General features: G+C 71.7%; 21 protein-coding genes and 1 tRNA gene. 10 read left to right on the top strand and 12 right to left on the bottom strand.

Annotated features, from left to right (window positions below; translation table 11 throughout):
* The first annotated feature begins 23 nt into the window (after window positions 1-23).
* Window positions 24-917 carry a metallophosphoesterase gene (locus tag O7611_RS27055; RefSeq protein ID WP_194801992.1) on the top strand — a complete coding sequence of 298 codons (894 nt, stop codon included), beginning with the start codon at window positions 24-26 and terminating at the stop codon, window positions 915-917.
* 131 nt (window positions 918-1,048) lie between these two features.
* Window positions 1,049-1,125 (top strand) — tRNA-Pro (locus tag O7611_RS27060).
* A gap of 56 nt (window positions 1,126-1,181) precedes the next feature.
* On the opposite strand, the gene O7611_RS27065 is transcribed toward O7611_RS27060, so the two are convergent.
* The 3 genes from O7611_RS27065 to O7611_RS27075 all read right to left on the bottom strand — a co-directional run bounded on the left by O7611_RS27065 (window position 1,182) and on the right by O7611_RS27075 (window position 2,734).
* A complete protein-coding gene (locus tag O7611_RS27065; RefSeq protein WP_194801993.1) occupies window positions 1,182-1,550 on the bottom strand; it encodes a tyrosine-type recombinase/integrase in 369 nt (122 codons plus the stop codon).
* Window positions 1,551-1,941: 391 nt separating this feature from the next.
* A complete protein-coding gene (locus O7611_RS27070) occupies window positions 1,942-2,541 on the bottom strand; it encodes a hypothetical protein (RefSeq protein ID WP_269697786.1) in 600 nt (199 codons plus the stop codon).
* Window positions 2,531-2,734: a hypothetical protein gene (locus O7611_RS27075; protein ID WP_194801995.1), complete on the bottom strand. Its 204-nt coding sequence runs from the start codon at window positions 2,732-2,734 to the stop codon at window positions 2,531-2,533. Before O7611_RS27075 ends, O7611_RS27070 begins: the two co-directional genes overlap by 11 nt.
* Window positions 2,735-3,043: 309 nt before the next feature.
* On the opposite strand from O7611_RS27075, the gene O7611_RS27080 reads away from it, so the two are divergent.
* From O7611_RS27080 to O7611_RS27090, 3 genes are all read left to right on the top strand, one after another.
* The gene (locus tag O7611_RS27080) at window positions 3,044-3,355 is read left to right on the top strand and encodes a hypothetical protein (protein WP_269697787.1); all 312 of its coding nucleotides are present in this window, start codon (window positions 3,044-3,046) and stop codon (window positions 3,353-3,355) included.
* Between the two features lie 237 nt (window positions 3,356-3,592).
* Window positions 3,593-4,267, top strand: coding sequence for an HAD family hydrolase (locus O7611_RS27085; protein ID WP_194803326.1), 675 nt, complete (start codon window positions 3,593-3,595; stop codon window positions 4,265-4,267).
* A gap of 76 nt (window positions 4,268-4,343) precedes the next feature.
* Entirely contained in the window at window positions 4,344-5,447 is a 1,104-nt protein-coding gene (locus tag O7611_RS27090; protein ID WP_228533023.1) for a calcium:proton antiporter, read from the top strand.
* A 37-nt stretch (window positions 5,448-5,484) separates the two neighbouring features.
* On the opposite strand, the gene O7611_RS27095 is transcribed toward O7611_RS27090, so the two are convergent.
* Window positions 5,485-5,958 (bottom strand): hypothetical protein, encoded by a 474-nt coding sequence (locus O7611_RS27095; RefSeq protein ID WP_269697788.1) that lies wholly within the window; start codon window positions 5,956-5,958, stop codon window positions 5,485-5,487.
* Window positions 5,959-6,068: 110 nt separating this feature from the next.
* Between O7611_RS27095 and O7611_RS27100 the strand changes: the two genes are divergently transcribed.
* Window positions 6,069-7,352 (top strand): MFS transporter, encoded by a 1,284-nt coding sequence (locus O7611_RS27100; RefSeq protein WP_194803323.1) that lies wholly within the window; start codon window positions 6,069-6,071, stop codon window positions 7,350-7,352.
* 57 nt (window positions 7,353-7,409) lie between these two features.
* On the opposite strand, the gene O7611_RS27105 is transcribed toward O7611_RS27100, so the two are convergent.
* The 3 genes from O7611_RS27105 to O7611_RS27115 form a co-directional block, all read right to left on the bottom strand.
* Window positions 7,410-9,152, bottom strand: a complete 1,743-nt coding sequence (locus tag O7611_RS27105) for a bifunctional metallophosphatase/5'-nucleotidase (protein WP_194803322.1) — start codon at window positions 9,150-9,152, stop codon at window positions 7,410-7,412.
* A 401-nt stretch (window positions 9,153-9,553) separates the two neighbouring features.
* Entirely contained in the window at window positions 9,554-10,246 is a 693-nt protein-coding gene (locus tag O7611_RS27110; RefSeq protein WP_269697789.1) for a histone deacetylase, read from the bottom strand.
* Window positions 10,247-10,258: 12 nt separating this feature from the next.
* On the bottom strand, window positions 10,259-11,038 hold the full coding sequence (locus O7611_RS27115; protein ID WP_269697790.1) for a phosphodiesterase: 780 nt from the start codon (window positions 11,036-11,038) through the stop codon (window positions 10,259-10,261).
* A 178-nt stretch (window positions 11,039-11,216) separates the two neighbouring features.
* Between O7611_RS27115 and O7611_RS27120 the strand changes: the two genes are divergently transcribed.
* Window positions 11,217-12,674 (top strand): GGDEF domain-containing protein, encoded by a 1,458-nt coding sequence (locus O7611_RS27120; RefSeq protein ID WP_269697791.1) that lies wholly within the window; start codon window positions 11,217-11,219, stop codon window positions 12,672-12,674.
* 98 nt (window positions 12,675-12,772) lie between these two features.
* Here the strand turns inward: O7611_RS27120 and O7611_RS27125 are convergent, their stop codons facing one another.
* The 3 genes from O7611_RS27125 to O7611_RS27135 form a co-directional block, all read right to left on the bottom strand.
* Window positions 12,773-13,876: an IS30 family transposase gene (locus tag O7611_RS27125; protein WP_194803567.1), complete on the bottom strand. Its 1,104-nt coding sequence runs from the start codon at window positions 13,874-13,876 to the stop codon at window positions 12,773-12,775.
* A 96-nt stretch (window positions 13,877-13,972) separates the two neighbouring features.
* A complete protein-coding gene (locus tag O7611_RS27130) occupies window positions 13,973-15,034 on the bottom strand; it encodes an aspartate-semialdehyde dehydrogenase (RefSeq protein WP_194803318.1) in 1,062 nt (353 codons plus the stop codon).
* A gap of 6 nt (window positions 15,035-15,040) precedes the next feature.
* A complete protein-coding gene (locus tag O7611_RS27135) occupies window positions 15,041-16,306 on the bottom strand; it encodes an aspartate kinase (protein WP_135242401.1) in 1,266 nt (421 codons plus the stop codon).
* A gap of 238 nt (window positions 16,307-16,544) precedes the next feature.
* Between O7611_RS27135 and O7611_RS27140 the strand changes: the two genes are divergently transcribed.
* On the top strand, window positions 16,545-17,306 hold the full coding sequence (locus O7611_RS27140) for a hypothetical protein (protein ID WP_269697792.1): 762 nt from the start codon (window positions 16,545-16,547) through the stop codon (window positions 17,304-17,306).
* A 10-nt stretch (window positions 17,307-17,316) separates the two neighbouring features.
* Here O7611_RS27140 and O7611_RS27145 read toward each other — a convergent pair whose 3' ends face one another.
* Window positions 17,317-18,303, bottom strand: coding sequence for a DUF5937 family protein (locus O7611_RS27145; RefSeq protein WP_269697793.1), 987 nt, complete (start codon window positions 18,301-18,303; stop codon window positions 17,317-17,319).
* Window positions 18,304-18,374: 71 nt separating this feature from the next.
* On the opposite strand from O7611_RS27145, the gene O7611_RS27150 reads away from it, so the two are divergent.
* Both O7611_RS27150 and leuA read left to right on the top strand, forming a co-directional pair.
* On the top strand, window positions 18,375-19,649 hold the full coding sequence (locus O7611_RS27150) for an MFS transporter (protein ID WP_194803316.1): 1,275 nt from the start codon (window positions 18,375-18,377) through the stop codon (window positions 19,647-19,649).
* Window positions 19,650-19,887: 238 nt separating this feature from the next.
* Window positions 19,888-21,633, top strand: a complete 1,746-nt coding sequence (leuA, locus tag O7611_RS27155) for a 2-isopropylmalate synthase (RefSeq protein ID WP_194803315.1) — start codon at window positions 19,888-19,890, stop codon at window positions 21,631-21,633.
* Window positions 21,634-21,657: 24 nt separating this feature from the next.
* On the opposite strand, the gene O7611_RS27160 is transcribed toward leuA, so the two are convergent.
* Window positions 21,658-23,097, bottom strand: coding sequence for an MFS transporter (locus O7611_RS27160; RefSeq protein WP_269697794.1), 1,440 nt, complete (start codon window positions 23,095-23,097; stop codon window positions 21,658-21,660).
* Window positions 23,098-23,202 lie beyond the last annotated feature (105 nt).

A 23,202-nucleotide genomic window follows, 5' to 3' on the forward strand; every position in this document is an offset into this window, starting at 1 on the left:
ACGGTGAAACTACCCTGAACGCCATGCGAAAGCGCACACTATTCCGGCTCGCGGCCGGAACCGTCGCCGCCGGCGCGGCCACCCTGGCGTACGCGTCGCTCATCGAGCGCAACATGTTCACCCTCCGCCGGTACGACGTGCCGGTGCTCCCGACCGACGCCGAACCGCTGCGGGTGCTGCACCTCTCCGACCTGCACATGATGCCCGGCCAGCGACGCAAGCAGGACTGGGTGGCCTCACTGGCCGCGCTCGACCCCGACCTGGTCGTGGTCACCGGCGACAACATGGCGCACCCGGAGTCGGTGCCGGGCGTGCTGCGTGCCCTGCAGCCGCTGCTCGATCTGCCCGGCGCGTTCGTCTTCGGCTCCAACGACTACACCGGTCCGGTCTTCAAGAACCCCTTCACCTACTTCCTGCCCGACCGGGAGTACACCGACGGCGTGCCGCTGCCGTACGAGGAACTGCGCGACATCCTCACCGGTGCCGGCTGGGCCGACCTGAACAACGCCCGCACCACGCTCAAGGCCGGCGGGCGGGAGATCGAGCTGGCCGGCGTGGACGACCCACACATCGAACGGGACGACTACGACGCCGTGGCCGGCCGGGTCAGCGGCGACGCGGCGCTGTCGATAGCGGTGTCCCACTCCCCCGAGCCGATCGTGCTGGACCGGATGGCCGCCGACGGCTTCGGTCTGCTGCTCGCCGGCCACACCCACGGCGGCCAGGTCCGCGTGCCCGGGTACGGCGCCCTGGTGACCAACTGCGGGCTGCCCCGCTCGATGGCGCGCGGGCTGCACCGCTGGCCCGGCTCGGACTCCTGGCTGCACGTCTCCGCCGGCCTCGGCACCCATCCCACCGCCCCGATCCGCTTCGCTTGCCCCCCAGAGGCCAGCATCCTCACCCTGATCCCCCGCTGACCCCCCGGCAGATCTTGGTACGCGGCCGCCCCTCGGAGGGCCGATCCGTACCAAGATCTGCCGGGTACGCGGGGCGGGGGGTACCGAGTTTGACCGTGCGGGCGGGTGGGCTACTATTTGTCGGCACGCCTCGGGGTGTGGCGCAGCTTGGTAGCGCGCTTCGTTCGGGACGAAGAGGTCGTCGGTTCGAATCCGGCCACCCCGACCAGAGGTAAGTAAAGGTCAAGGCCCCTCCACGGAGGGGCCTTGATTCGTTCCCGCCGATCATTGCTCCAGCAGAGGCAGCGAGAAGGCAGCAAACGACGCGAGCACCCTGCGATCCCGGTCCAGGGTCGAGTGCGTGTACCGGTCCAGAGTCGTCGACGTCTGCTCGTGTCCCATCACCTTGGCTACGTCGTTGATCGGTACCCCGTCGGAGACGAGCCACGTCGCGTAGGAGTGCCGCAGGTCATGGAACCGGAGCCCGAGTGGCAGGCCGGCGCGTTGCAGGGAGGGCTTCCAGATCCGAGCCCGAAACGTTCCCCGCTTCAGCGGCTCGCCAGTCCGGGCGACGAAGATCAACCCGTCGGCGCCCGTTTCGAAGGACTGCCGATGGTCGGTCAGCGCCTGGACGACGAACGGGGGCAGCGGCACAGTCCGCCGGCCAGTTCGTGACTTCCTAAGTTAGGAACATCGCTGGCCATCCGAGGAAGATGGTATGCGTTCGGGGCTTCCCTCGCCGAGCAGTAATCGAAGCAGGTTCAGCGGCGAAGGCCAGCGCCGATCAAGCTGCTCGGTCCAACATGCGGGCCGCCCAGCACTACCCGACGACGGGGAGCAGCCGCAGCAGTACAGCAGCGAAGTACAGCAACCGAGCAAGCCGCACGAGCTGCCACGCGACGACCAGGAGCTGTGGGAGGTCGGGCGCGGCCACGAGAGATCGCATCGCCCGGAGCTACGGATCAGAAGGTGGCTGTACAGCCAGCCGCTGGCTGGGGCGGTCCTGGGCCGACGGTGAGCGACGCGACGAGCAGGTGGGCCGCAATCACTCCGGGATGGACTGGCCAGTCTCTTGCTCGTAGTCGTTCGTCCAGGTCCGATGAAGCAGGTGCGGGGCCTCGCACAGGTCGAGGAGGGCGGCGTAGTCCTCGAAGCGGGGCGGCACGCCCAGGCCGATGAGGTCACGCACTACGGACTCAAGCGTTACGCGACCACTCAGAATGTGCTGCTTATTCGACAGCACAGCGTCGGGTCGCAGCTGCGATGACCCGAGGTGGATATGGGGTCGCTTCTCGTGCGAGAGGCCCACGGGGTGCCAGTGGTAGTCGATGACGGCCGCCCCGTCCGTCTTGCGAACCGAGTAGTCGTAACCACGAGTGGTAACGCGGTAGGGACCGTAGCCCTCCCGCGGATCCTCAATGATCATGTAGAACATGCGGGCGCGGAACTCAAGGTCCGTGCGGGGAAGCCGCAGGAAGCCATCCGTCTCGCGCTGATGGCCCGTGAGGTAGAGGTTGTGCTTCTGGTTGATCAGCGTTTGACCGCCTGGAGAGACGGCCAGACGCGGGTGGACGACACAGTTCAGCGCGTCCGTCATTGGAGTGACGAACGCGCTGAACGCGGCATGAGGGGTGCTACCGGGCATCAGGCAGCAGCATAGCCACCTGAGTCACCTTCGGGTCGTCATTGTCGCGAAACTCGCCGGCTTCCCAGCGCTGCCGAAACTCTTCGACGTCCATGCCCAGCAGGCGGCGGGACTCTCTCTGGATGTACTCGTGCTCCTCGTCTGGGGTCAGCTCCACCACTTGGATGTCGCGTGCGTCACTTGCGGTAAGCATCGCACTACTCCTCTCGGGGGGGTGCTTGTAACGGTACCTGCCAGGTCCGACCTTTTCGCATCGGATGCTTGTCTAGACTCTCGCCGCTTCCATCTCTGTACCCGCTCCTGGCTGGCACAAGCCCCCTACCCAGCCGCTGCGAAATGCCACGGCCTGCATGGGCGCGCCAGTGTCGTTGGCGTGTCGGCTGACCTGTTTCCTCGGCCCAGCTGGCTAGCCTCCAAGACTTGGCAGCGAACGAAGGCGCCCAGAGGGGCAGAGGCCGCCTCCGCTTGCTGACCTGCCTTCGCATCCCGTCGTCTACGAGGAATGGAGCAGTACGTGATCTCCGATGAAGACTTCGAGGAGAAGATCGGCAAGTACCTGACCGACGCCTGGGCTCGCGCGCAAGCCGTCGATGATCGACGATCCCACGTCCATCCAGGCGTGGACAAACCTGAAGAAATGGCGGCATATGCAACACTCGCACATGCAGACCTCGCGTTGGCGCGGGTATGGGTTGAGATGGCCAAGGCAGCGGCGCAGGCACAGACTGCAAGGGCGTTGACCGAGTTGGCCCGACTGCAAGCCAGCCAGACGGTGGAGGGCAAAGCTCCTACCCCACGAGGGTGGTGGAAGTGAGGCGCAGCCGGGTCGTCACATGCCGGATCTGTACTTCGATCCCTGGCGCCCACTCGCGGAGGCAGCGAGAAGGCACCGCACGTACCGCGTCAGCGCGACACGTGACAACAGATTGAGTGGTCTCCGAGCTGAGGGGCACAGGATGACAACCGGCAACAGCGGTCAGTGGCATCAAGGGCTTCGGATGTGCCCTCCGCGTTTCCCCGGCACCGGTCACCGTCGCAGTAGGATCCCGCCATGCCACGGCCGGTCGTCTTCGACCTCTTCCACACCCTGGTCCACGGCGCCGATGACGAGCGGGACCGGGTGGTCGGCGAGATGGCGCTCGTCGTCGGGGTGGATCCGGCGGCGCTCGTCGCCGCGTACCACGCGACCTGGCGGGACCGCCTCGTCCGCTGGAACGCGGCGGAGACCGTCCGCATCCTCGCCGGGCGCCTCGGTGGTTCGCCCACGGATGAGCAGGTGGCCCGCGCCGCCGCGCACCGGCTGGCGCTCGCCCACCGGGTGCTGGGCCGCGTCCCGGCCGAAACCCTGGACGTGCTCGACGCGCTGCGGCAGCGCGGGCACCGGCTGGCCCTGATCAGCAACGCCACCTCGGAGACGGCCGAGGTGTGGCCGGGCGGCCCGCTCGCACGGCGGTTCGACGTCACGGTGTTCTCCTGCGAGGCCGGGCTGGCGAAGCCGGATCCGGCGATCTACCGCGCCGCCGCGCAGCGGCTGGGCGTCGCGCCGGCCGACTGCGTGTACGTGGGCGACGGCGCGGACGGCGAGCTGGCCGGTGCGGCGGCGGCCGGCATGACGGTGCTCCGGACCACCGAACACCAGGACACCGATCCGGGCTGGATCGGACCGGTGATCGCGAACCTCCGTGACCTGCCCACCCACCTGGGGCAACCGGCGTCGATCGAATAGATCCACAGGACTGCCCGAAGCCACCCCGCCACGCGCGGTTGACCCCGCTGCCTGGCAAAGTATGCGCATGCCGCCGATGATCCGATCCCGCCTGACCGATTGGACCACCGTCGCGCCCCTGGTCGCCGTGCTCGTGCTCGTGATGACCTGGGGACGGGAGCTGCCCGGCCCGCTCATCTTCGTGGTGGCGGGCCTGCTCGCGGCGGCCGTACTGGCGGCTGTCCACCACGCCGAGGTGGTCGCCCACAAGGTCGGTGAACCGTACGGGTCACTCGTGCTCGCGGTGGCGGTCACCGTGATCGAAGTCGGTCTGATCGTCACACTGATGATCAGCGGTGGCGACAAGACGCAGGCGCTCGCGCGGGACACCGTCTTCGCCGCCGTCATGATCACCTGTAACGGCATCCTCGGCCTGTCGCTGCTACTCGGCGCGCTGCGGCGAAAGGTGGCGGTCTTCAATCCGGAGGGCACCGGCGGGGCGCTCGCCACGGTGGCCACGCTCGCCACGCTCAGCATGGTGGTGCCGACGTTCACCACGAGCCGGCCGGGCCCGGAGTTCTCCCCCGCGCAGCTCGCCTTCGCGGCGGTCGCCTCGCTCGCGCTCTACCTGCTGTTCGTCATGGTGCAGACCGGCCGGCACCGCGACTACTTCCTCCCGGTCACGCAGGAGGGCAGCATCCTCGCCGAGGACAGGACCGGCGACGGGCACGCCGAGCCGCCGTCCACCCGTACCGCGCTGGCCAGCCTGGCGCTGCTGGTGGTGGCGCTCGTCGCGGTGGTCGGCGACGCGAAGACGATCTCCCCGGCGATCGAGACGGCGGTCAGCGCGGCGAACCTGCCGCAGGCGTTCGTCGGTGTGGTCATCGCGCTGCTGGTGCTGCTGCCGGAGACGCTCGCCGCGGCCCGGGCGGCCCGGCGGGACCGGGTGCAGATCAGCCTCAACCTCGCGCTCGGCTCGGCGATGGCCAGCATCGGCCTGACCATCCCGGCCATCGCGATCGCCTCGATCTGGCTGGACGGGCCGCTGGTGCTGGGCCTGGGCGGCACCCAGATGACGTTGCTGGCGCTGACCGCGGTGACGGCGGTGCTCACCGTCGTGCCGGGCCGGGCGACTGTGCTCCAGGGCGGCGTGCACCTGGTGCTGCTCGCCGCGTTCGTCTTCCTGGCCGCCAGCCCGTGAGCGGGCCCACCGCCGGGCCGCGCGCCGACAAGGACCGTCAGTCGTGCATCTCCGTCCGCGCCACCTCGGCAAACGCGGCCGTCAGGTACTCGGCGAACGGCCGCCCGTTGACCGACAGCAGGTCGGCCACCAGCAGCGGCGCGTGCCGGGCGATCGCCGCCGGGTCGGGCGGGTTCTCGTCGTCACCCGGGTCGTAGACGCCGAGCGCTCCGGCCAGCAGCACCAGCAGCACGTGCGGGTCGACGTCGGGCCACCAGGTCGCCGCCGACCGGACGCACTGCTCGAGCACCTGCCGTACGTCGTCGCCGTCCAGCCCGTCCGGGTGCCCCTCCTCCAGCAGCAGCCGGACCACGCCGCCGAGCACCAGCCCGGACCGGTCGGCGGCGGCCAGCCGCTCGACGGCCGGGGCGTACGCCTCGGCGTCGTGGGCCTGCGCGGCGCTCACCGCGTCGGTGGCCGTCTCGGCGATCTCGCGGGCCGGAGCGGGCAGGTGCCGCCAGGTCGTCGTCACCGGGTCAGCATGGCAGAGCACGTGTGCTCGCTCACCCTCCGGCCCGGCGACCGCGTGTGTAAGGGGTAAACGGGTCGCGGTCGTCGTACCCGCCGAACAGAATCCCTGCCATGCTGCGCCGCGCCCTGCCCGCCCGTCCCGAAGCCCGCCGGATCCTGCTCGGCACGTTGTTCTCCGCTGTCGGGCGCGGCCTCACCCTGCCGTTCCTGTTCATCTACCTCACCGACGTACGCGGCCTGACCGACACCCGGGCCGGGTTGGTGATCGGCTGGTTCGGCGCTGTCACGCTGGCTCTCTCGCCGCTGGCCGGCACGTTCATCGACCGGTTCGGCGCGCGCCGGGTGGTGCTGCCCTGCCTGGTGATCGAGGCGATCGGCACCGGCTCGCTGGCGCTCGTCGACTCGACCGCGTCGGCGTTCGGCGTGATGACGCTGATCGCCGTCGGCAGCTCGGCGATCTGGGCCGGGCAGAACACGATCCTCGCCTCGCTGACCGACGACGGCGAGCGGCAGCGCGTCTTCGGGCTCAACTTCGCGCTGCTCAATCTCGGTATCGGCACCGGCGGCCTGATCTCCGGCGCGGTGGTCGACGTGGCCCGTCCGTTCACCTTCGAGGTGATCTACCTGCTGGACGCGGTGAGCTACCTGACCCCCGCGCTGATCCTGCTCACGCTGCCGCACGTCGGACGCCTTCCGGCCGTGGCCGCCGGCGCGAAGGCTGACGACCGGAGGACCGGCGGCTACCTCACGGTGCTGCGGGACCGGCCGTTCCGCCGCCTGGTCGTCTTCGGCCTGGTGCTCACCACCTGCGGGTACGCGCAGATCGAGGTGGGCTTCGCGGCGTACTCGGTCCGGGTGGTCGAGGTGACGCCCCGGGTGGTGGCGTGGGCGCTGGCCGCGAACACCGTGATGATCGTGCTCTCCCAGTTGCTGGTGATCCGGCGGCTGGAGGGGCGCAGCCGTACCCGTGCACTCGCCACCGTCGGCGCTGTCTTCGCCGGCGCGTGGCTGGTGCTCGGCGCGGCGGGGGTGGTGGGCAGCGGCAACGCGGTGCTCGCGGCGCTCGGCGTGGTGGCCTGCTCGGCGATCTTCGGGTTCGGCGAGACGATGCTGTCGCCGGTCATGCCCGCGCTCACCAACGCGCTCGCCACCGACGAGCTTCGCGGCCGGTACAACGCGATGAGCTCGATGATCTTCGGAATCAGCGGTGTGGTCGGCCCGGTCACCGCCGGCCCGCTGATCGGCGCGGCGAACGGCCGGGTCTGGGTGGCTGTGGTGGTGGGCGGCTGCCTGGCCGCCTCGGTGCTCGCGCTGTCGCTGCGTCCGCTGCTCACCGCCGCACAGGACGGCCGCCTGACGGCCACCGAGGCACCCGAGCCGGCCCGGGTCGGCTGACACGCGAACGGGCCCCGGAGCGAACGCTCCGGGGCCCGTCGGCGGTGCGGTCGGCCGTCAGCCGGCCGCGACCTCGGTGGTCGTGCGGATCCGGTCCAGCGCCGGCGGGGAGACCGGCGACTTCTCGGTCAGGTACGCGGTGAAGGCGTCCAGGTCGATCTGGCCGGTCACCGCGTTGGTGCCGCCGGTCAGGACGCTGAAGCCGTCGCCGCCACCGGCGAGGAAGTTGTTCACGGTGACCCGGTAGGTGGCGGTGTCAGTCACCGGGGTGCCGTTGATGGTGAGGCTGCCCCGGACCACGCGGGTGCCGGCGCACGGGGTGCCGGCCGGCGCGGTGGTGCCGTTGACGTCGACGACGTAGTTGACGGTCGAGGACGCGTAGAGCACGCGCGCCACCGTGAACTGCTGCTCCAGCATGCAGTAGAGCTGCGCGCCGGTCAGGTCGAGCGTCACCAGGTTGTTGGCGAACGGCTGCACGGTGAACGCCTCGGCGTAGGTGACCGGGCCGGCGTCGAGGTCGGCGCGGACGCCACCGGGGTTCATGAACGCGGCGACCGCGTTCTGCTCGGTGTCGGTGGCGGCGAGTTGCGCGTCGGCGATCACGTTGCCCAGCGGCGACTCACCGGTCTGGTACGTCGGCTTGCCGTTGACGTCGACCCCGGTCTGGTACAGGTTCTCCTGGGTCTTGGTGATCGCGGCGGTGGTCTCGCCGACGACCCGGTCGGCCACCGGGCCGAGCGCGGTCTTGTACCGGTTGATCAGGTCGGTCGAGGGCTGGTCCGGCTTGACGTCCCGGGTGACCACCACGTTGTTGGCGGATGCGCTCACCACGTCGCGGGTACGCGGGTCGATCTTCAGGTCGATCTGGGTGACCAGGCGGCCGAACGAGCTGGCGCTGGTGACCAGCTTGTTGTTGATGTTGCAGTTGTACGCGGCGTGGGTGTGCCCGCTGACGATCACGTCGATGGACGGGTCCATCCGGTTGGCGATGTCGACGATCGGGCCGCTGAAGCCGGTGCAGTCGTTGATGCCGCCGCCGTTCTGCACGCCGCCCTCGTGCAGCAGCACGACGATGCTCTTGACCCCGAGCAGGCGCAGGATCTTGGCGTACTTGTTGGCGGTGTCGGCCTCGTCGGTGAACCGCAGCCCGGCGACGCCCTGCTGGCTGACGATGTTCGGGGTGCCCTCAAGCGTCATCCCGATGAAGCCGATCGGGACACCCTTGACGATCTTGATGCCGAACGGCTGCATCAGCGGCAGGCCGGTGGAGGTCTTGAAGGCGTTCGCCGAGAGGTACGAGAACTTGGCGCCGCCGAACGGGGTGCCGTCGGCGCAGCCGTCCACCGGGTGGCAGCCGCCGCGCTGCATGCGCAGCAGCTCGGCCGCGCCCTCGTCGAACTCGTGGTTGCCGACGCTCGCGAACTCCAGCCCGGCGAGGTTCATCTCCTCGATGGTGGGCTCGTCGTGGAACGCGGCGGACAGCAGCGGCGAGGCGCCGATCAGGTCACCGGCGGCGACGGTGACGGTGCCCTTGCCCTGCTTCTTGGCCTCGGCGCGCATCGACTTCAGGTGGCTGGCCAGGTATTCCGCGCCACCGGCCAGTTGGCCGTCGATGCTGCCGCTGGAACCGGTCGGCGGCTCCAGGTTGCCGTGGAAGTCGTTGATCGCGAGCAACTGGACGTCGACCGGCTTCGGGCGGGCCTCGGCCTGGTCGGGGGTGACGGCGACAGCGGTGAACGCGGTCGCGGCGAGTGCGGCCAGGCCGACGGCGGCCCGGCGTCGCATCCCGGTGACGGACATGGAACTCCTCGTGAGATGCCGGTATGTGGCGTCCGGGCGATGGTGCGCCCGGCGACCCTGGTCCGTGCCGTGACAGGTGTCGATCGCGGAGGGCGGTACTCGGGGGAACGCCGCCCCGCCGGGGTAGCTTCTCATCCACCGGCCGCCAGGTCGAACGGGGTGGCATCAGGAATCGTCGCTGCCTCGGGCGGCCCGCACCGGTCTGCCGGACGAGTCGGACATGACGGTCAGGTGAAATTCCGCGCGGCGCACGCTGCCGGTGCCCGCCGCCGTCGAAGGCGCCGGCTCCCAGGGACAGGGAGCCGGCGCCGACGCTCATGTCACGCGGAATTCGTTGCGCTGGCAACCGTCCTTGCCGGAATCACCTCCTGCCGGACACCCATCGCGGACCGAACGGTCGTTCATGTACGACGGCCCGGCATATCGAGCGAACTGTCCGAACTCGACTCACTGCCGGGCGTGCCGGTTGGAAACCCGCTGTGAGCGGCGGCGACCAACGTGCGCAACGCCGGCCGGGTCCACCGCCCGGCGACCCCCGGCCGGCCCGCCAGGTAGCCGACGGTCTGCGCGGCGTCCCAGCCGTGCGCCTCGCGCAGCCCGCGCGCCAGCATTCCGAGATAGATCGGCGCGGGGCGGGTCCACCGCACCTCCACCGCCCGGTGCGGCGCGGTGAACGTGAGCATCGGCAGGCCCTCGTGGACGCCGACGCGCAGCAGCGTCTCGTAGCGGCCCGGCCCGAGCCTCGCCCGCCCGGTCTCGACCGCCGCGAGGATCCCGGCCAGGTCGGCGCCGGGCGGCCGGTACATCTCCTGCGCGGCGATGTCCGCGAACTGCTCGACTGTCACCAGGTAGCCGCGCGCCGCCGCCCGCCCGGGCAGCAGCGGGTCGTAGAACGCCATGCCGCCGGTCCAGGCCCGCGACTCGCCGGCGAAGTAGACGCCGCCGTCAATCAGCACCGGAACCGTCCCGCGTGGCGGCCGGCGGTCCCGGCAGCCGGGGTACGTGCGCAGCCCGCCCGGTGGACACCCGCCACGCAGATACCAGTCGAGCCGCGCGGCGTACAGGTTCGAGCCGTACGCGACGTACCAGAGCATCGGCGGCGCGACTCAGAACCAGCAGGTGCGCCCGGCGGCGTGGCTGACCTGGACGGTGTGCGTCACGCAGCCGCCGCCGGCGATCAGGTGCAGCAGGAAGGCTGTGGGCTCGGCGACGAACCCCGGCTCCTCCTCCTCGGTCATGCTGAGGCTCACCTGGATCCAGGTGCTCGGCGCGGTGGTCAGCACCGTACCGGCGAACGCGCTCGTCACCTGACGGTGCAGGTGACCCGCGGCGACGCGTACGACATGGGGGTGACGGCCGACCACGGCGGCGAGCGCGTCGGCGTCGGCGAGGCCCATCGCGTCCATGCCCGGCACGCCCACGGCGACCGGCGGATGGTGCAGGCACACGACGGCGGGCGCGTCGGTGCGCCCGGCGAGCACCCTGTCCAGCCAGGCGAGCTGCTCGTCGCCGAGCCGCCCGCCGGGGCTGCCCGGGGTGAGCGAGTCGAGCACCACGAGCGTCGCGTCCGGCAGGTCGACGTGGTAGTGCGCCGAGAAGCCACCGGCCAGGTAGGGGGTGCCGCCGAACGTGTCGAGCAGCGACTCGCGGTCGTCGTGGTTGCCGGTCACCAGGTGCACAGGCAGCGGGAACGCGCCGACGATCTCGCGCAGGGCGAGGTATTCGTCCGGGCGGCCGTTGGCGGTGAGGTCACCGGTGATCACCACGCAGTCGGGCCGGGGCCGCAGCGCGAGCACCGTGCCGAGCGCCCGGTGCAGCCCGGACGCCGGGTCGGCCGCGAGCGGGCCGGTGGTCACGTGCGGGTCGCTGAGCTGGGCGATGAGCATCGGCCGCCTCCTCGGGTGCCCGGGCCTTCACGCTATCGCCGCGCGGCCTCCCCGCGCAGGCCCGATTCTGCCCACAGGCTGCGTCCACAGCCTGTGGATAGCACATGTGTACGAAGGTCGGTGGCGGTTGCGCTGAGTACGCTTGATCGCGACCCGACCCCCTCCGAGCAGGAACGACGTGGACCACGAGCGAGTCCTCCGCGACGTCACGGTGCGCCTCCCCACGGCGTCGACCGTCCCGGAGGCGTGCCAGTGGACCGTCGCCGCGCTCGCCCGGCACACCCCGGCGACCGCCACCGTCCTGCTGCGCGTCCACGACCGTCTGCGCTGCGTCGCCGCGACCGGTGCCTGGCAGGTCTTCTCGCACGTGCCGGCCACCGCCGACGGCGCCCCGCCGGGCCGCCACCGGCCCGAACCCTCTGTGGTGCGGCGGGTCTACGCCTCCGGGATCACCGCCGCCGTGCCCGACGTCGGCGCCGACCCCGACTACCTCGAGGTCCGCCCGGACGTCACCGCCGAACTCTGCGTGCCGGTACGCGACCCGGACGGCCGTCCGATCGGGGTGCTCGACCTCCAGTGGAGCGAGCCGGTCGTGCTCGCGGCGTGGCGGGAGACAGCAGAACTGGTGGCCGACCGCCTCGGCGGGCGGATCGCCGCGCTCGGCGGGCCGCCGGCCGAGAGCCGCAGCGAGAAGCTGCTCCGGCACGCCGCCGCGTTCACCGCCGCGCCGACCGACTGGGACCTGATGACCGCCGCGCTCGCCGCGGCCCGGGACGTGTCGGCGCTCTCCGCCGCCGTGCTGGTGCTCACCGGCCGGCGCGGCCCGCGCCTCGGCGCGCCCACCGGCACCCCGGGCGACCTGGAGGCACGGATCCGGGCCGAGCTGGACGAGGCCGGACCGGTAGCGCTGGACCGCATGATCGACCGGGCCCACCGGTACGGCTCGGCGTACACGCTGGGCGAGGCGGGCCACCCGCCCACCGACGAGTACCTGCCGCTGACCCGGGCCGGCGCGCGCACGCTGGTGGCGGTGCCGGTCGGCACACCGGCCTCCGGTGGCGTGCTGCTCGTGGCCGACGAGCAGCGCCTGCGACCCGACCCGACCACTGTCAACCTGATCGAGCTGCTCGCCGGGCAGGCGTGGACCTGCCTGGACCGGCTGCGTACGCTCGCCCGGCTGCGCGAGCAGGCCAGCTCGGACCCGCTCACCGGCCTGCGGCACACCGGCCCGTTCGGGCAGCGGATCGCCACCGCGACGCCGGGGCGTACCGCGCTGCTGGCGATCGACGTGGACGGGTTCAAGGACGTCAACGACACGTACGGCCACCAGGCCGGCGACCGGCTGCTGGTGGGGCTGGCCCGGGCTCTGGAGGGCGCGTTGCGCCAGGGCGACGAGCTGTACCGGACCGGCGGCGACGAGTTCGTGGCGGTGATCGAGGTGAGCCGCCCGGAGGAGGCGGTCCGGATCGCCGAACGGCTCACCGAGGCGGCCCGCCGTACCGGCCGGACGATCAGCGTCGGCGTCGCCCTGCCGCGACCCGGCGAGTCCCTCGAGCGCACCCTGCACCGAGCCGACCAGGCCCTCTACGCGGTGAAGCGCCACGGCCGAGACGGAGTCCACCTCTCCGCCGCCTGACCCACCCCGCCCTCTCCCCGCCTCCCCCCTCTCCCAGCCGTCGATCATGGAGTTGGCGGTGACAAATCGGGGGCGGGGTCAAGGGGTGAGTGCAATCGTCAGGTGGTGATGAGTTGTGCGAGGCGTTGGGCTGGGGTGTTCCAGCCCAGCGTTTCGCGGGGCCGGGTGTTGAGTTCGTGGGCGACGTGGTCCAGGCCGCGCTGGTCGATGGCGCGGAAGTCGTAGCTGCTTTTGGGGAAGTACTGGCGTAGGAGCCCGTTGGTGTTCTCGTTGGTGCCGCGTTGCCAGGGGCTGTGGGGGTCGCAGAAGTAGACCGGGCAGCCGGTGGCGACGGTGAACACCGGGTGGGTGGCCATTTCCGTGCCTTGGTCCCAGGTCAGCGACCGGCGCAGGTGTGCCGGCATGCGGGCTGCCAGGGCGGTGAGGACACCGATGACGGCTTCGCTGTCGCGGCCGTGAGGCAGCGCGCCGAGCATCACATAGCGGGTGGTCCGTTCCACCAGGGTCACGATCGCCGAGGCTCCGGCCTTGCCGATGACCAGGTCACCTTCCCAGTGCCCGGGCACCGCCCGGTCGGCAGCCTCAGCCGGCCGGTTACTGATCCGCAGGTCCCCGATCCAGGGCCGCCGACTACGGGCGGCACCCGCGGCCCGCGACTGCGGGCGCCGCTGGGTGCGACCCGAGCGCAGCGCCACCTGCCGGGTCAACTCCGCCCGCAGGCTGCCCCGCGACTGCACATAGATCGCCTGGTAGATCGTCTCGTGGGACACCTGCAACTCCGGCCGGTCGGCGAACGTGGCCCGCAACCACGCGGCGATCTGCTTCGGAGACCACCTACGCGCCAGTTTCCCCGCCACCACCTGCCGCAGCCGCGTGCCCGCCGCCAACTTCGAGACCACCGGCCGCCGCCGGGCCCCGTCAGAACGCCGCTGCGCCCACTGCGCCTGATACCCCCACCGATACGGACGCCGAGCCCGCCCGGACGGCAGTGACCGCCCGAGCGGGTTCTTCGTCCCGTGCCGCGCACTGTTGTTCCGCGCCACCTCCCGCGACACCGTGCACACCGGCACCCCGAGAACCTCCGCGATCTGCGAGATCGTCCGACCCGACCCCCACAGATGCTCCAACACCTGCCGATGCCCGAACGTCATCACACCCGGCCTCGCCACCAGCCCCTCCAGCCCAACCAAGATCAGTTGCACTGAAGCCTAGAAACCGCCGGGCGGTGATTGCCGTCAACTTCATGATCGACGGGCTCTGGGCGGGCGCGGGGCGGGGGCGGGGGCGGGGGCGGGGCTTTATGGGCGGGTCAGGTCCTTGGCCAGGAGTTCGGCTATCTGGGCGGTGTTGAGGGCGGCGCCCTTGCGGAGGTTGTCGCCGGTCACGAACAGGTCGAGGGCTCTCGGGTCGTCGACCGCTCGGCGGATGCGGCCCACCCACGACGGGTCGGTGCCGACCGCGTCGATCGGCATCGGGAACTCCCCGGCCGCCGGGTCGTCGACCAGGATCACGCCCGGCGCGTTGCGCAGCACCTCGCGGGCACCCTCGGCGTCCACCTCGGTGGCGAAGACCGCGTGCACGGCGACCGAGTGACCGGTCACCACCGGTACCCGTACGCAGGTGGCGGACACCTTGAGGTCGGGCAGCCCGAGGATCTTGCGCGACTCGTTGCGCAGCTTCATCTCCTCCGACGACCAGCCGCCGTCTGCCAGCGAGCCCGCCCACGGGACGACGTTGAGCGCCAGCGGCGCCGGGAACGGACCCAGCTCGTCACCGACCGCCTGTCGCACGTCACCGGCCCGGGAACCGAGCACCCGATCGCCGGCGATCTTGCCGAGCTGGAGGTGCAGCGCGTCCACACCGGCCTGACCCGCCCCGGAGACCGCCTGGTACGACGCGAGCACCAGCTCGCGCAGGCCGTACTCGCGGTGCAGCGGCGCGACCGCCACGATCATCGCCAGCGTGGTGCAGTTGGCGTTGGCGATGATCCCCTTGGGCCGGTTGCGTACCTGCTCGGGGTTGATCTCGGGGACCACGAGCGGGACGTCGCGGTCCATCCGGAACGCGCCGGAGTTGTCCACCACCACCGCGCCGCGCGCGGCGGCGACCGGGGCCCACTGCGCGGAGACGTCGTCCGGCACGTCGAACATCGCCACGTCGACGCCGTCGAGCGCGTCGGCGGTGAGCGCCTGGACGGTCAGTTCCTCGCCCCGGCACTGCATGCGCCGGCCGGCCGACCGCTCGGAGGCGAGCAGCCGGATCTCGCCCCACACGTTGCGCCGGGAGGAGAGGATCTGGCACATCACCGTACCGACGGCACCTGTCGCCCCGACCACGGCGAGGGTGGGCAGCGACGCCACGGCGCGTTACCGCCCGGTGCCGGCGTAGACGACGGCTTCGGTGTCACCACCCAGCTCGAAGGCGTCGTGGATGGCGCGGACCGCCTTGTCCAGGTCGGTGTCGCGGCAGACCACGGAGACCCGGATCTCCGACGTGGAGATCATCTCGATGTTCACGCCGGCCGCGCCGAGGGCGGCGAAGAAGCCGGCGGCCACGCCCGGGTGCGAGCGCATGCCCGCGCCGATCAGCGAGACCTTGCCGACGTGGTCGTCGTACAGCAGGCCCTTGAACTTGACCGACTCCTGGATCTTGCTGAGCGCGGTCATCGCGGTCGGGCCGTCGGCCTTGGGCAGCGTGAACGAGATGTCCGTGCGACCGGTGCCCTCGGTGGACACGTTCTGCACGATCATGTCGATGTTGATCTCCGCGCCGGCCACGGTGTCGAAGATCGACGCGGCGGCGCCCGGCTCGTCGGGCACGCCGACGATCGTGATCTTCGCTTCGCTGCGGTCGTGGGCGACCCCGGTGATCAGTGCCTGTTCCACAGGAAGGTCCTCCATCGATCCGGTGACCATCGTGCCGGTGTTGGTCGAGTATGACGAACGGACGTGGATCGGCAAGCCCGCGCGCCGCGCGTACTCGACGCTGCGCAGATGCAGCACCTTCGCGCCGCAGGCGGCCAGCTCCAGCATCTCCTCGTAGGTGATCTGCTTGATGTGCCGGGCGTTCGGCACGATGCGCGGGTCGGCGCTGAAGATGCCGTCCACGTCGGTGTAGATCTCGCAGACGTCCGCCTCCAGCGCGGCGGCGAGCGCCACTGCGGTGGTGTCCGAGCCGCCCCGCCCGAGCGTGGTCACGTCCTTGGTGTCCTGCGAGACGCCCTGGAAACCGGCGACGATGACCACCGCGCCCTCGTCCAGCGCGCCCTTGAGCCGCCCCGGGGTCACGTCGATGATCCGGGCCCGGCCGTGCACCGAGGTGGTGATCACGCCGGCCTGGGAACCGGTGAACGAGCGGGCTTCGTACCCCAGGTTGTGGATGGCCATGGCGAGCAGCGCCATGGAGATCCGCTCCCCGGCGGTGAGCAGCATGTCCAGCTCGCGGCCCGGCGGCAGCGGGCTGACCTGGTTGGCCAGGTCGAGCAGTTCGTCGGTGGTGTCGCCCATGGCGGACACCACGACTACCACGTCGTCGCCGGCCTTGCGGGCGGCCACGATGCGCTCGGCCACCCGCTTGATCCGCTCGGCGTTGGCGACGGAGGACCCGCCGTACTTCTGCACCACGAGTGCCACGACGGTGCACTCCCTCCCAGCGACGACCCTGAGCGTGCCGACGCCGCCGGCGCTCTCGGTCCGGCGGCGCGTGTCAGACCGCCTCAGCCTATCGGGCGGCCCGCGACGCCGGGTCGGGTGATCCCACCATCCGGCCCCGGCGTGGGGCGGCTCACCAGCCCGGAAGGACGCGACACGCCAAGCGGTACAGCCGTACGGTGGGCTGACCTGAACCCTCCCCACGACGCAGAATGAGCCGGTGCACGCTCATCGACGTGCGGCCCGCCTGACCGGCGTGCTCGCGCTCACCCTGCCGGTACTGCTGGCCGCCTGCGACGGCGGCAACCCCGAGGCGGCGCCCACCGGCACCGCCGACCCGGTCCCGGTGCAGGTCGACGCCGCCCGCGAGGAACTGGCCGGGCTGGCCGCCGCGGCGCAGGACCGCCACCTCACCGCCACGTACGCGTTCACCCCCGCCGAGGGCACGCCCCGCACGGTTGCCTTCACCAGCGCCAACGACGGCAGCTGGCGGGTCGACGTGCCCGGCTGGGGACACGCCGGCACGGTGGACGTCTCGCTCGCCGGCACCTCGGACGGGCTGTTCCAGTGCGCGCTGCCCTCGGCCGGCTGGACCCAGGCGGCGACCTGCGTGCGCCTCGGCGACGCCGACGACGCCGTGCCGCGCCGGCTCGACCCCCGGGTACAGCACCCGTTCACCGACTGGCTGGAGGTGCTGACCGACAGGCGCGCGCCGCTCGCGGTCTCCCCCGCCGAGCCGCTGCCCGGCACCGGCGGCCCGTGCTACACGGTCGACAGCACCTCGGCGTCGCTGAACGCGCCGCTCGACGTGGGTATCTACTGCTTCCGGGAGGACGGCACACCGGCGGCGGTACGGGCCGGGTTCGGCACGCTGACGCTGACCGGCGAGCCCGGCGCCGCGCCGGGCACCGTCGAGCTGGCCGGCGCGGTGACCGACGGCGAGCCGGTCAGCCGGGACGCCCCGAGCCCCGGCACGCCCTGACGCGTCCCGCTCAGCAGCCCCGCGCCGCGCGGAGCAACGCGGCACCCACCTCGCTGTTGCGGTAGAGCACGTGCCGCCCGGCCCGGGACCGGGTGACCAGACCGGCGGCGTGCAGCGCGGAGAGGTGCTGGGACACGTTCCCGGCGGACAGCCCGGTGAGCCGGGCGAGGTCCGTGGTGGTCGTCGCCGCGTCGAGCAGGTTCAGCAGGGCGGCCCGGCCGCCGCCGACCACCCGGGCGAGCGCGTCGCCGGCCGGTTCAGGTCCGCGTTCCCACAGCGTCCCGACCGCCCGCACCGGGTACGCCGCGGCGGGCAACGAGTCCTCCAGCAGGTTCCACAGCACCCGCTGGCGGCTGAACACGCTCGGGTTCAACGCCAGCCCTCGCCCCCGCAGGTCGAAGTCCCGCTCGAACGGGTCGTCGCTGACCACCCGGTCGCCGAGCCACCGCAGGTCGGGGTGGAGCCGCTCGAACAGCTTCCCCGTCCCGCCCTCGGCGAGCTGGGCCGCTCGATACGCGACGTCGGCGTCGAGCACCGCCCGCATCCGCGGCCAGTCCGGGGCGATCGCCTCGTCGTACCAGACCCGCATCGCCTCGACGAGCCGCGGCAACAGCTCGGCCGGGTCGGCGAGCAACGCCCGCCCGAACGGGCGCAGCGGCCCGCTCGGCGTGGTCGCCAGCAGGTCCCGGACCACCACGTCGGGCGGCGTCGCGGCGATCTGGTCGAGCTGGCCGTCCATCTCCACCCCCGGGCGGGCCGCCGGGGTGAGGAAGTCGGGCAGCCAGCGGCGCGGCAGGGTGAGATGCACCAGCGGAGCGACGCGCTCGGCCACCTCCGGGCGGCGCAGCGTCGCCCGGGCCCGGTCGATCCACGGCAGGTGCACCGGATAGCGGGCCGGAGCGGCGAGCGCCCACATGCTCATGACCGTCTCGTTGGCCGGCGACACACCGAACCGGACGCCCGCGACGTCGGCCGGCGTGAACCGCAACTCGGACATGCGCACCCCCCGATTCGGCTCAGCCTAAAAGGCTCGACCGGCACGTGGGGGGCACGATCTGCTCATCGGTCATGGGAGCCAGAGAGAGCATCCGCACCGCCGTCCGCGACGTCGTACCGCCGGCCGGGCTGACCCGCGTCCTGGCCGTGCAGGCGATGGTCTACGCCGTCGGCACCGGACTGTTCCAGGCGGGCAGCGCCGTCTTCTTCACCCGGGCGCTCGGGCTGAGTCCGGCCCAGGTGGGTCTCGGCCTCTCCCTCGCCGCCGGCGCGTCCCTGCTCGGCACCGTGCCGCTGGGCGGGCTCACCGACCGGTACGGGCCGCAGCGGGTGTGGATCGTCTGCCTGTTGCTGGACGCGGCGCTGTTCGCGGCGTACCCGTTCGTCGGCGGCTTCGCCGGGTTCCTCGCGGTGGTGATCGCGCTGGCCGTGACGGGCGCGGCGACCGGCGTGGCCCGCCAGGTCTACTCGATAAACGTGCTGCGCCCGGAGGAACGGGTCACCGCGATGGCCTACCAGCGCTCCTCGCTGAACGTCGGCTTCGGGATCGGCGCGCTGATCAGCGGCCTGGTGCTGGCCGTCGACACGATCTGGGCGTACCGCGGGATGGTCTGGTTCATCGCCGCGGTCTTCCTGGTGACCGCCGGTTTCGTCCGCCGGCTGCCCCGGCTGCCGGAGGTGACCCGCACGGCCGAGCCGATGAGCCGGCTGGCGGTGCTGCGGGACCGGCCGTTCATGACCGTCGCGCTGCTCTCCGGGCTGCTCACCGCGCACCAGACGCTCTACCTGACGGTGATGCCGCTGTGGATCCTCACCCACACCGACGCGCCGAAGACGATCATCGCCGCGCTGGTGCTGCTCAACACCGTGCTGATCGTGCTGTTCCAGGTACGCGCCAGCCGGGGCGCGGACGACGCGGCGGGCGCGGCCCGGGCGTCCCGTCGGGGCGCGGTTCTGATCGCCCTGTTCTGCCTGGTCCTGCCGATTTCCGGCGCGACCCGGGGAGCGCTCACCGTGGTCGCGCTGGTGGCCGCCGCGACGCTGCTCATCCTGGCGGAGCTGATCGAGTCGGCGGGCGCCTGGGGACTCACCGCCACGCTACCGCCCGCCGCCCAGCGCGGCGCGTACGTCGGCGCGTTCGGGCTCGGCTCCCAGTTGCAGTTCCTGATCGCTCCGGCCGGGCTGACCGCGCTCGGCGTGAGCACCGGCGGCTGGGGCTGGTACCCGGCCGCGGCGATCTTCATCCTGGTCGGACTGGCGATCGTGCCCGCGGTGACCCGGGCGGAACTGACGCCTCGGCTACCGGGCGTGGCGAAGCCCTCCGACTCCGTGACTCTGGTCCCATAGTCCGGACCAGCCTTCCCACCGCCCGTCCCACCACGTAGGGTGACCTTGTCATGTGGCGCGCGTACCTTCTCCTTGGCTGCCGCGACGAGGCCTGACCGGCCGGCACCTCGTCGCGGAGTAGAAACGCGCCGTCCAGCACATCCGATCTTCTTCTCGGCACCGCCGCGCACCGTCGCCCGGCAACTCGCCGACACCTTTCCGATCTGCTGACGCCACATGTTCCAGGGAGCACTCCGAGATGGCTCAACCTGTCACCGAGACCGATCCGTTCGCCCGCCAGCGCCCCAGCCGGATGCCGGTCCACCGCTACGTTCCGTACGACCGTGAGTTCGGCGTCGACCTGCCGGACCGCGCCTGGCCGACCCGCCGCGTCGAGGCCGCGCCCCGCTGGTGCGCAGTCGACCTCCGCGACGGCAACCAGGCCCTGATCGACCCGATGTCGCCCGAGCGCAAGCGCCGGATGTTCCAGCTGCTGGTGCAGATGGGCTACAAGGAGATCGAGGTCGGCTTCCCGTCGGCGAGCCAGACCGACTACGACTTCGTACGGCAGCTGATCGAGCAGGACCTGATTCCCGAGGACGTCACCATCCAGGTGCTGACCCAGTGCCGGGAGCACCTGATCGAGCGGACCTTCGAGTCGCTGCGCGGCGCCCGCCGGGCCATCGTGCACTTCTACAACTCCACCTCGACGCTGCAGCGCCGGGTGGTCTTCGGTCTGGACCGCGACGGCATCACCGACATCGCCACGCAGGGCGCGCGGCTGTGCCAGAAGTACGCGGAGATCCACACCCCGGACACCGACATCCACTACGAGTACTCGCCGGAGTCGTACACGGGCACCGAGCTGGAGTACGCGCTGGAGGTCTGCTCGGCGGTCATCGACGTGATCGACCCGACGCCGGACCGGAAGCTGATCATCAACCTGCCGGCCACCGTCGAGATGGCGATGCCGAACGTCTACGCCGACTCGATCGAGTGGATGCACCGGCGCCTGCCCCGGCGGGACAGCCTGGTGCTGAGCCTGCACCCGCACAACGACCGGGGCACCGGCGTGGCGGCCGCCGAGCTGGGCCTGCTGGCCGGCGCCGACCGGATCGAGGGCTGCCTGTTCGGCAACGGCGAGCGCACCGGCAACGTCGACCTGGTGACGCTGGGCCTGAACATGTTCTCCCAGGGCATCGACCCGATGATCGACTTCTCGAACATCGACGAGATCAAGCGCGCCGTCGAGTACTGCAACCAGCTGCCGGTGCACGAGCGCCACCCGTACGCGGGCGACCTGGTCTACACCGCGTTCTCCGGCTCGCACCAGGACGCGATCAACAAGGGCTTCGCCGCGCTGAACGCCGACGCGACGGCGGCCGGGGTGCCGGTCGACGACTTCACCTGGGCCGTCCCCTACCTGCCGATCGACCCGAAGGACCTGGGCCGCACCTACGAGGCGGTCATCCGGGTCAACTCGCAGTCCGGCAAGGGCGGCGTCGCGTACATCATGAAGACCGAGCACCAGCTCGACCTGCCCCGCCGCCTCCAGATCGAGTTCTCCGGCGTGGTGCAGCAGGTCACCGACCACGACGGTGGCGAGGTCGAGCCGGGCGCCATGTGGGAGATCTTCGCCCGCAACTACCTGGTCGACCACCAGGTCGACCCGGCCGTGAAGCTGGCCGACTACACCATCGGCACCGTCGACGGCAAGGTCGAGATCGACGCCCGCGTCGGCTTCGGCGGCGAGACCCGCGCGCTCACCGCCGTCGGCAACGGCCCGATCGACGCGTACGTCAACGCGTTGCAGTCCCTGGGCGTGGCGGTACGGGTGCTCGACTACCACGAGCACGCGCTGTCCTCCGGTGGGGACGCGCAGGCCGCCGCGTACGTCGAGTGCGAGGTGGACGGCCGTACGGTGTGGGGCGTCGGGGTGGACGCCAACATCGTCACCGCCTCGATCAAGGCGGTCACGAGCGCGGTGAACCGCACCCGCGCCTGATTCCGGCGACGCGGGGGCCCGGCTTCAGGCCGGGCCCCCGCGCTGCTTCGGCGGGCGGTGAATCAGCACGGCGGCGAGCACCGCGCCGGCGAGCAGCAGCCCCGCGCACCACGCCAGCGCCCCCCGGTACGCGTCGGCGAGCGCGCCCTTCTGCTCGTACCCGGTGCCCGACAGCCCCACCAGCAGCGGCAACGCGGCCACCGCGAGCAGGCCACCGGCCCGGGAGGCGGCGTTGTTGAAGCCGCTCGCCACCCCGGCGAACCGGTCCGAGACGGCGCCGAGCACCGACGTGGTCAGCGGCGCCACCACGAGCGTGAGCCCGGCGCCGAACAGCGCCACGCCCGGCAGCACGTCCACCCAGTACGACGCACCCGGCCCCACCCGCCGCAACAGCAGCAGGCCCACGGCGGCGATCACCGGGCCGACGGTGAGCGGCAGCCGGGGGCCGATGCGGGCCGACAGCGCGCCGGCGCGCGGCGAACCGACCAGCAGCAGCACCGTCATCGGCACCGTGGCCAGGCCGGTGAGCAGCGCCGACCAGCCGACCACGTTCTGCAGGTAGACGGCGAGGAAGAAGGTGAACCCGCCGAGCGCCGCGTACACCACCACGGTGAAGACGTTCAGCACCGAGAACAGCCGGCTGGAGAACAGCCCGGTGGGCAGCATCGCGGTGTCACCGCGCCGCCGCTCGACCAGCACGAACACCACCACGGCGACCACCCCGAGCACCGCCGCGACCAGCACCGCCGAGGAGTCCAGGCCGCGCGCCGGCGCGTCGATCAGCGCGTACGTGACGCCGCCGAGCGCGAGCGCGCCGAGCAGCGCACCGGCCACGTCGAACCGACGCCCCTCCCCGGTACGCGACGCCTCCTCGTCCCGGCTCTCCGGTACCCAGCGCAGCACGGCGAGCACCACGCCGACTGCGAGCGGCAGGTTGACGAAGAAGATCCACCGCCAGGAGAGCGCGTCGATGAGCCATCCGCCGAGCAGCGGGCCGAGCGCGGTGGACACCCCGGACAGTCCGGACCAGGTGCCGATGGCGCGGCCCCTGTCGTCCGGGTGGAAGCTGGCCTGGAGCACGGACAGCGAGCCGGGGGTGAGCAGCGCGCCGCCCGCCCCCTGGAGGAAGCGGGCGGCGACGAGCCAGCCGGTGTCCTGGGCCAGCCCGCAGAGCACCGACGCGACCGCGAACCAGACCACGCCGAGCAGGAAGACGCGCCGCCGGCCGAACCGGTCGCCGAGCGCGCCGCCGAGCAGCACGAACGCGGCGAGCATGAGCAGGTAGCCGTTCACGGTCCACTGCAGACCGGCGACTGTGGCGTCGAGTTCGGCGCCGAGGCGCGGCAACGCGACGTTCACCACGGTGCTGTCGAGGAACACCATGCCGGAGGCGAGGATCGCGGCGAGCAGTGTGCCGCGTCCGGCGGCGGAGCCGGTACGCAGCGCGGGAGCGGGTGCGGTCACGTCTCACCACTCTGCCCGCCGCCCATCCTCGACGCCACGAATCGCGGAAACCGCCGCCGGGTACTGTGCGGACTCGCCCGGAGCACGCAAGCTGGAGAGGTGTCG

The organism is Micromonospora sp. WMMC273 (assembly GCF_027460285.1).
GTDB lineage: Bacteria > Actinomycetota > Actinomycetes > Mycobacteriales > Micromonosporaceae > Micromonospora > Micromonospora aurantiaca.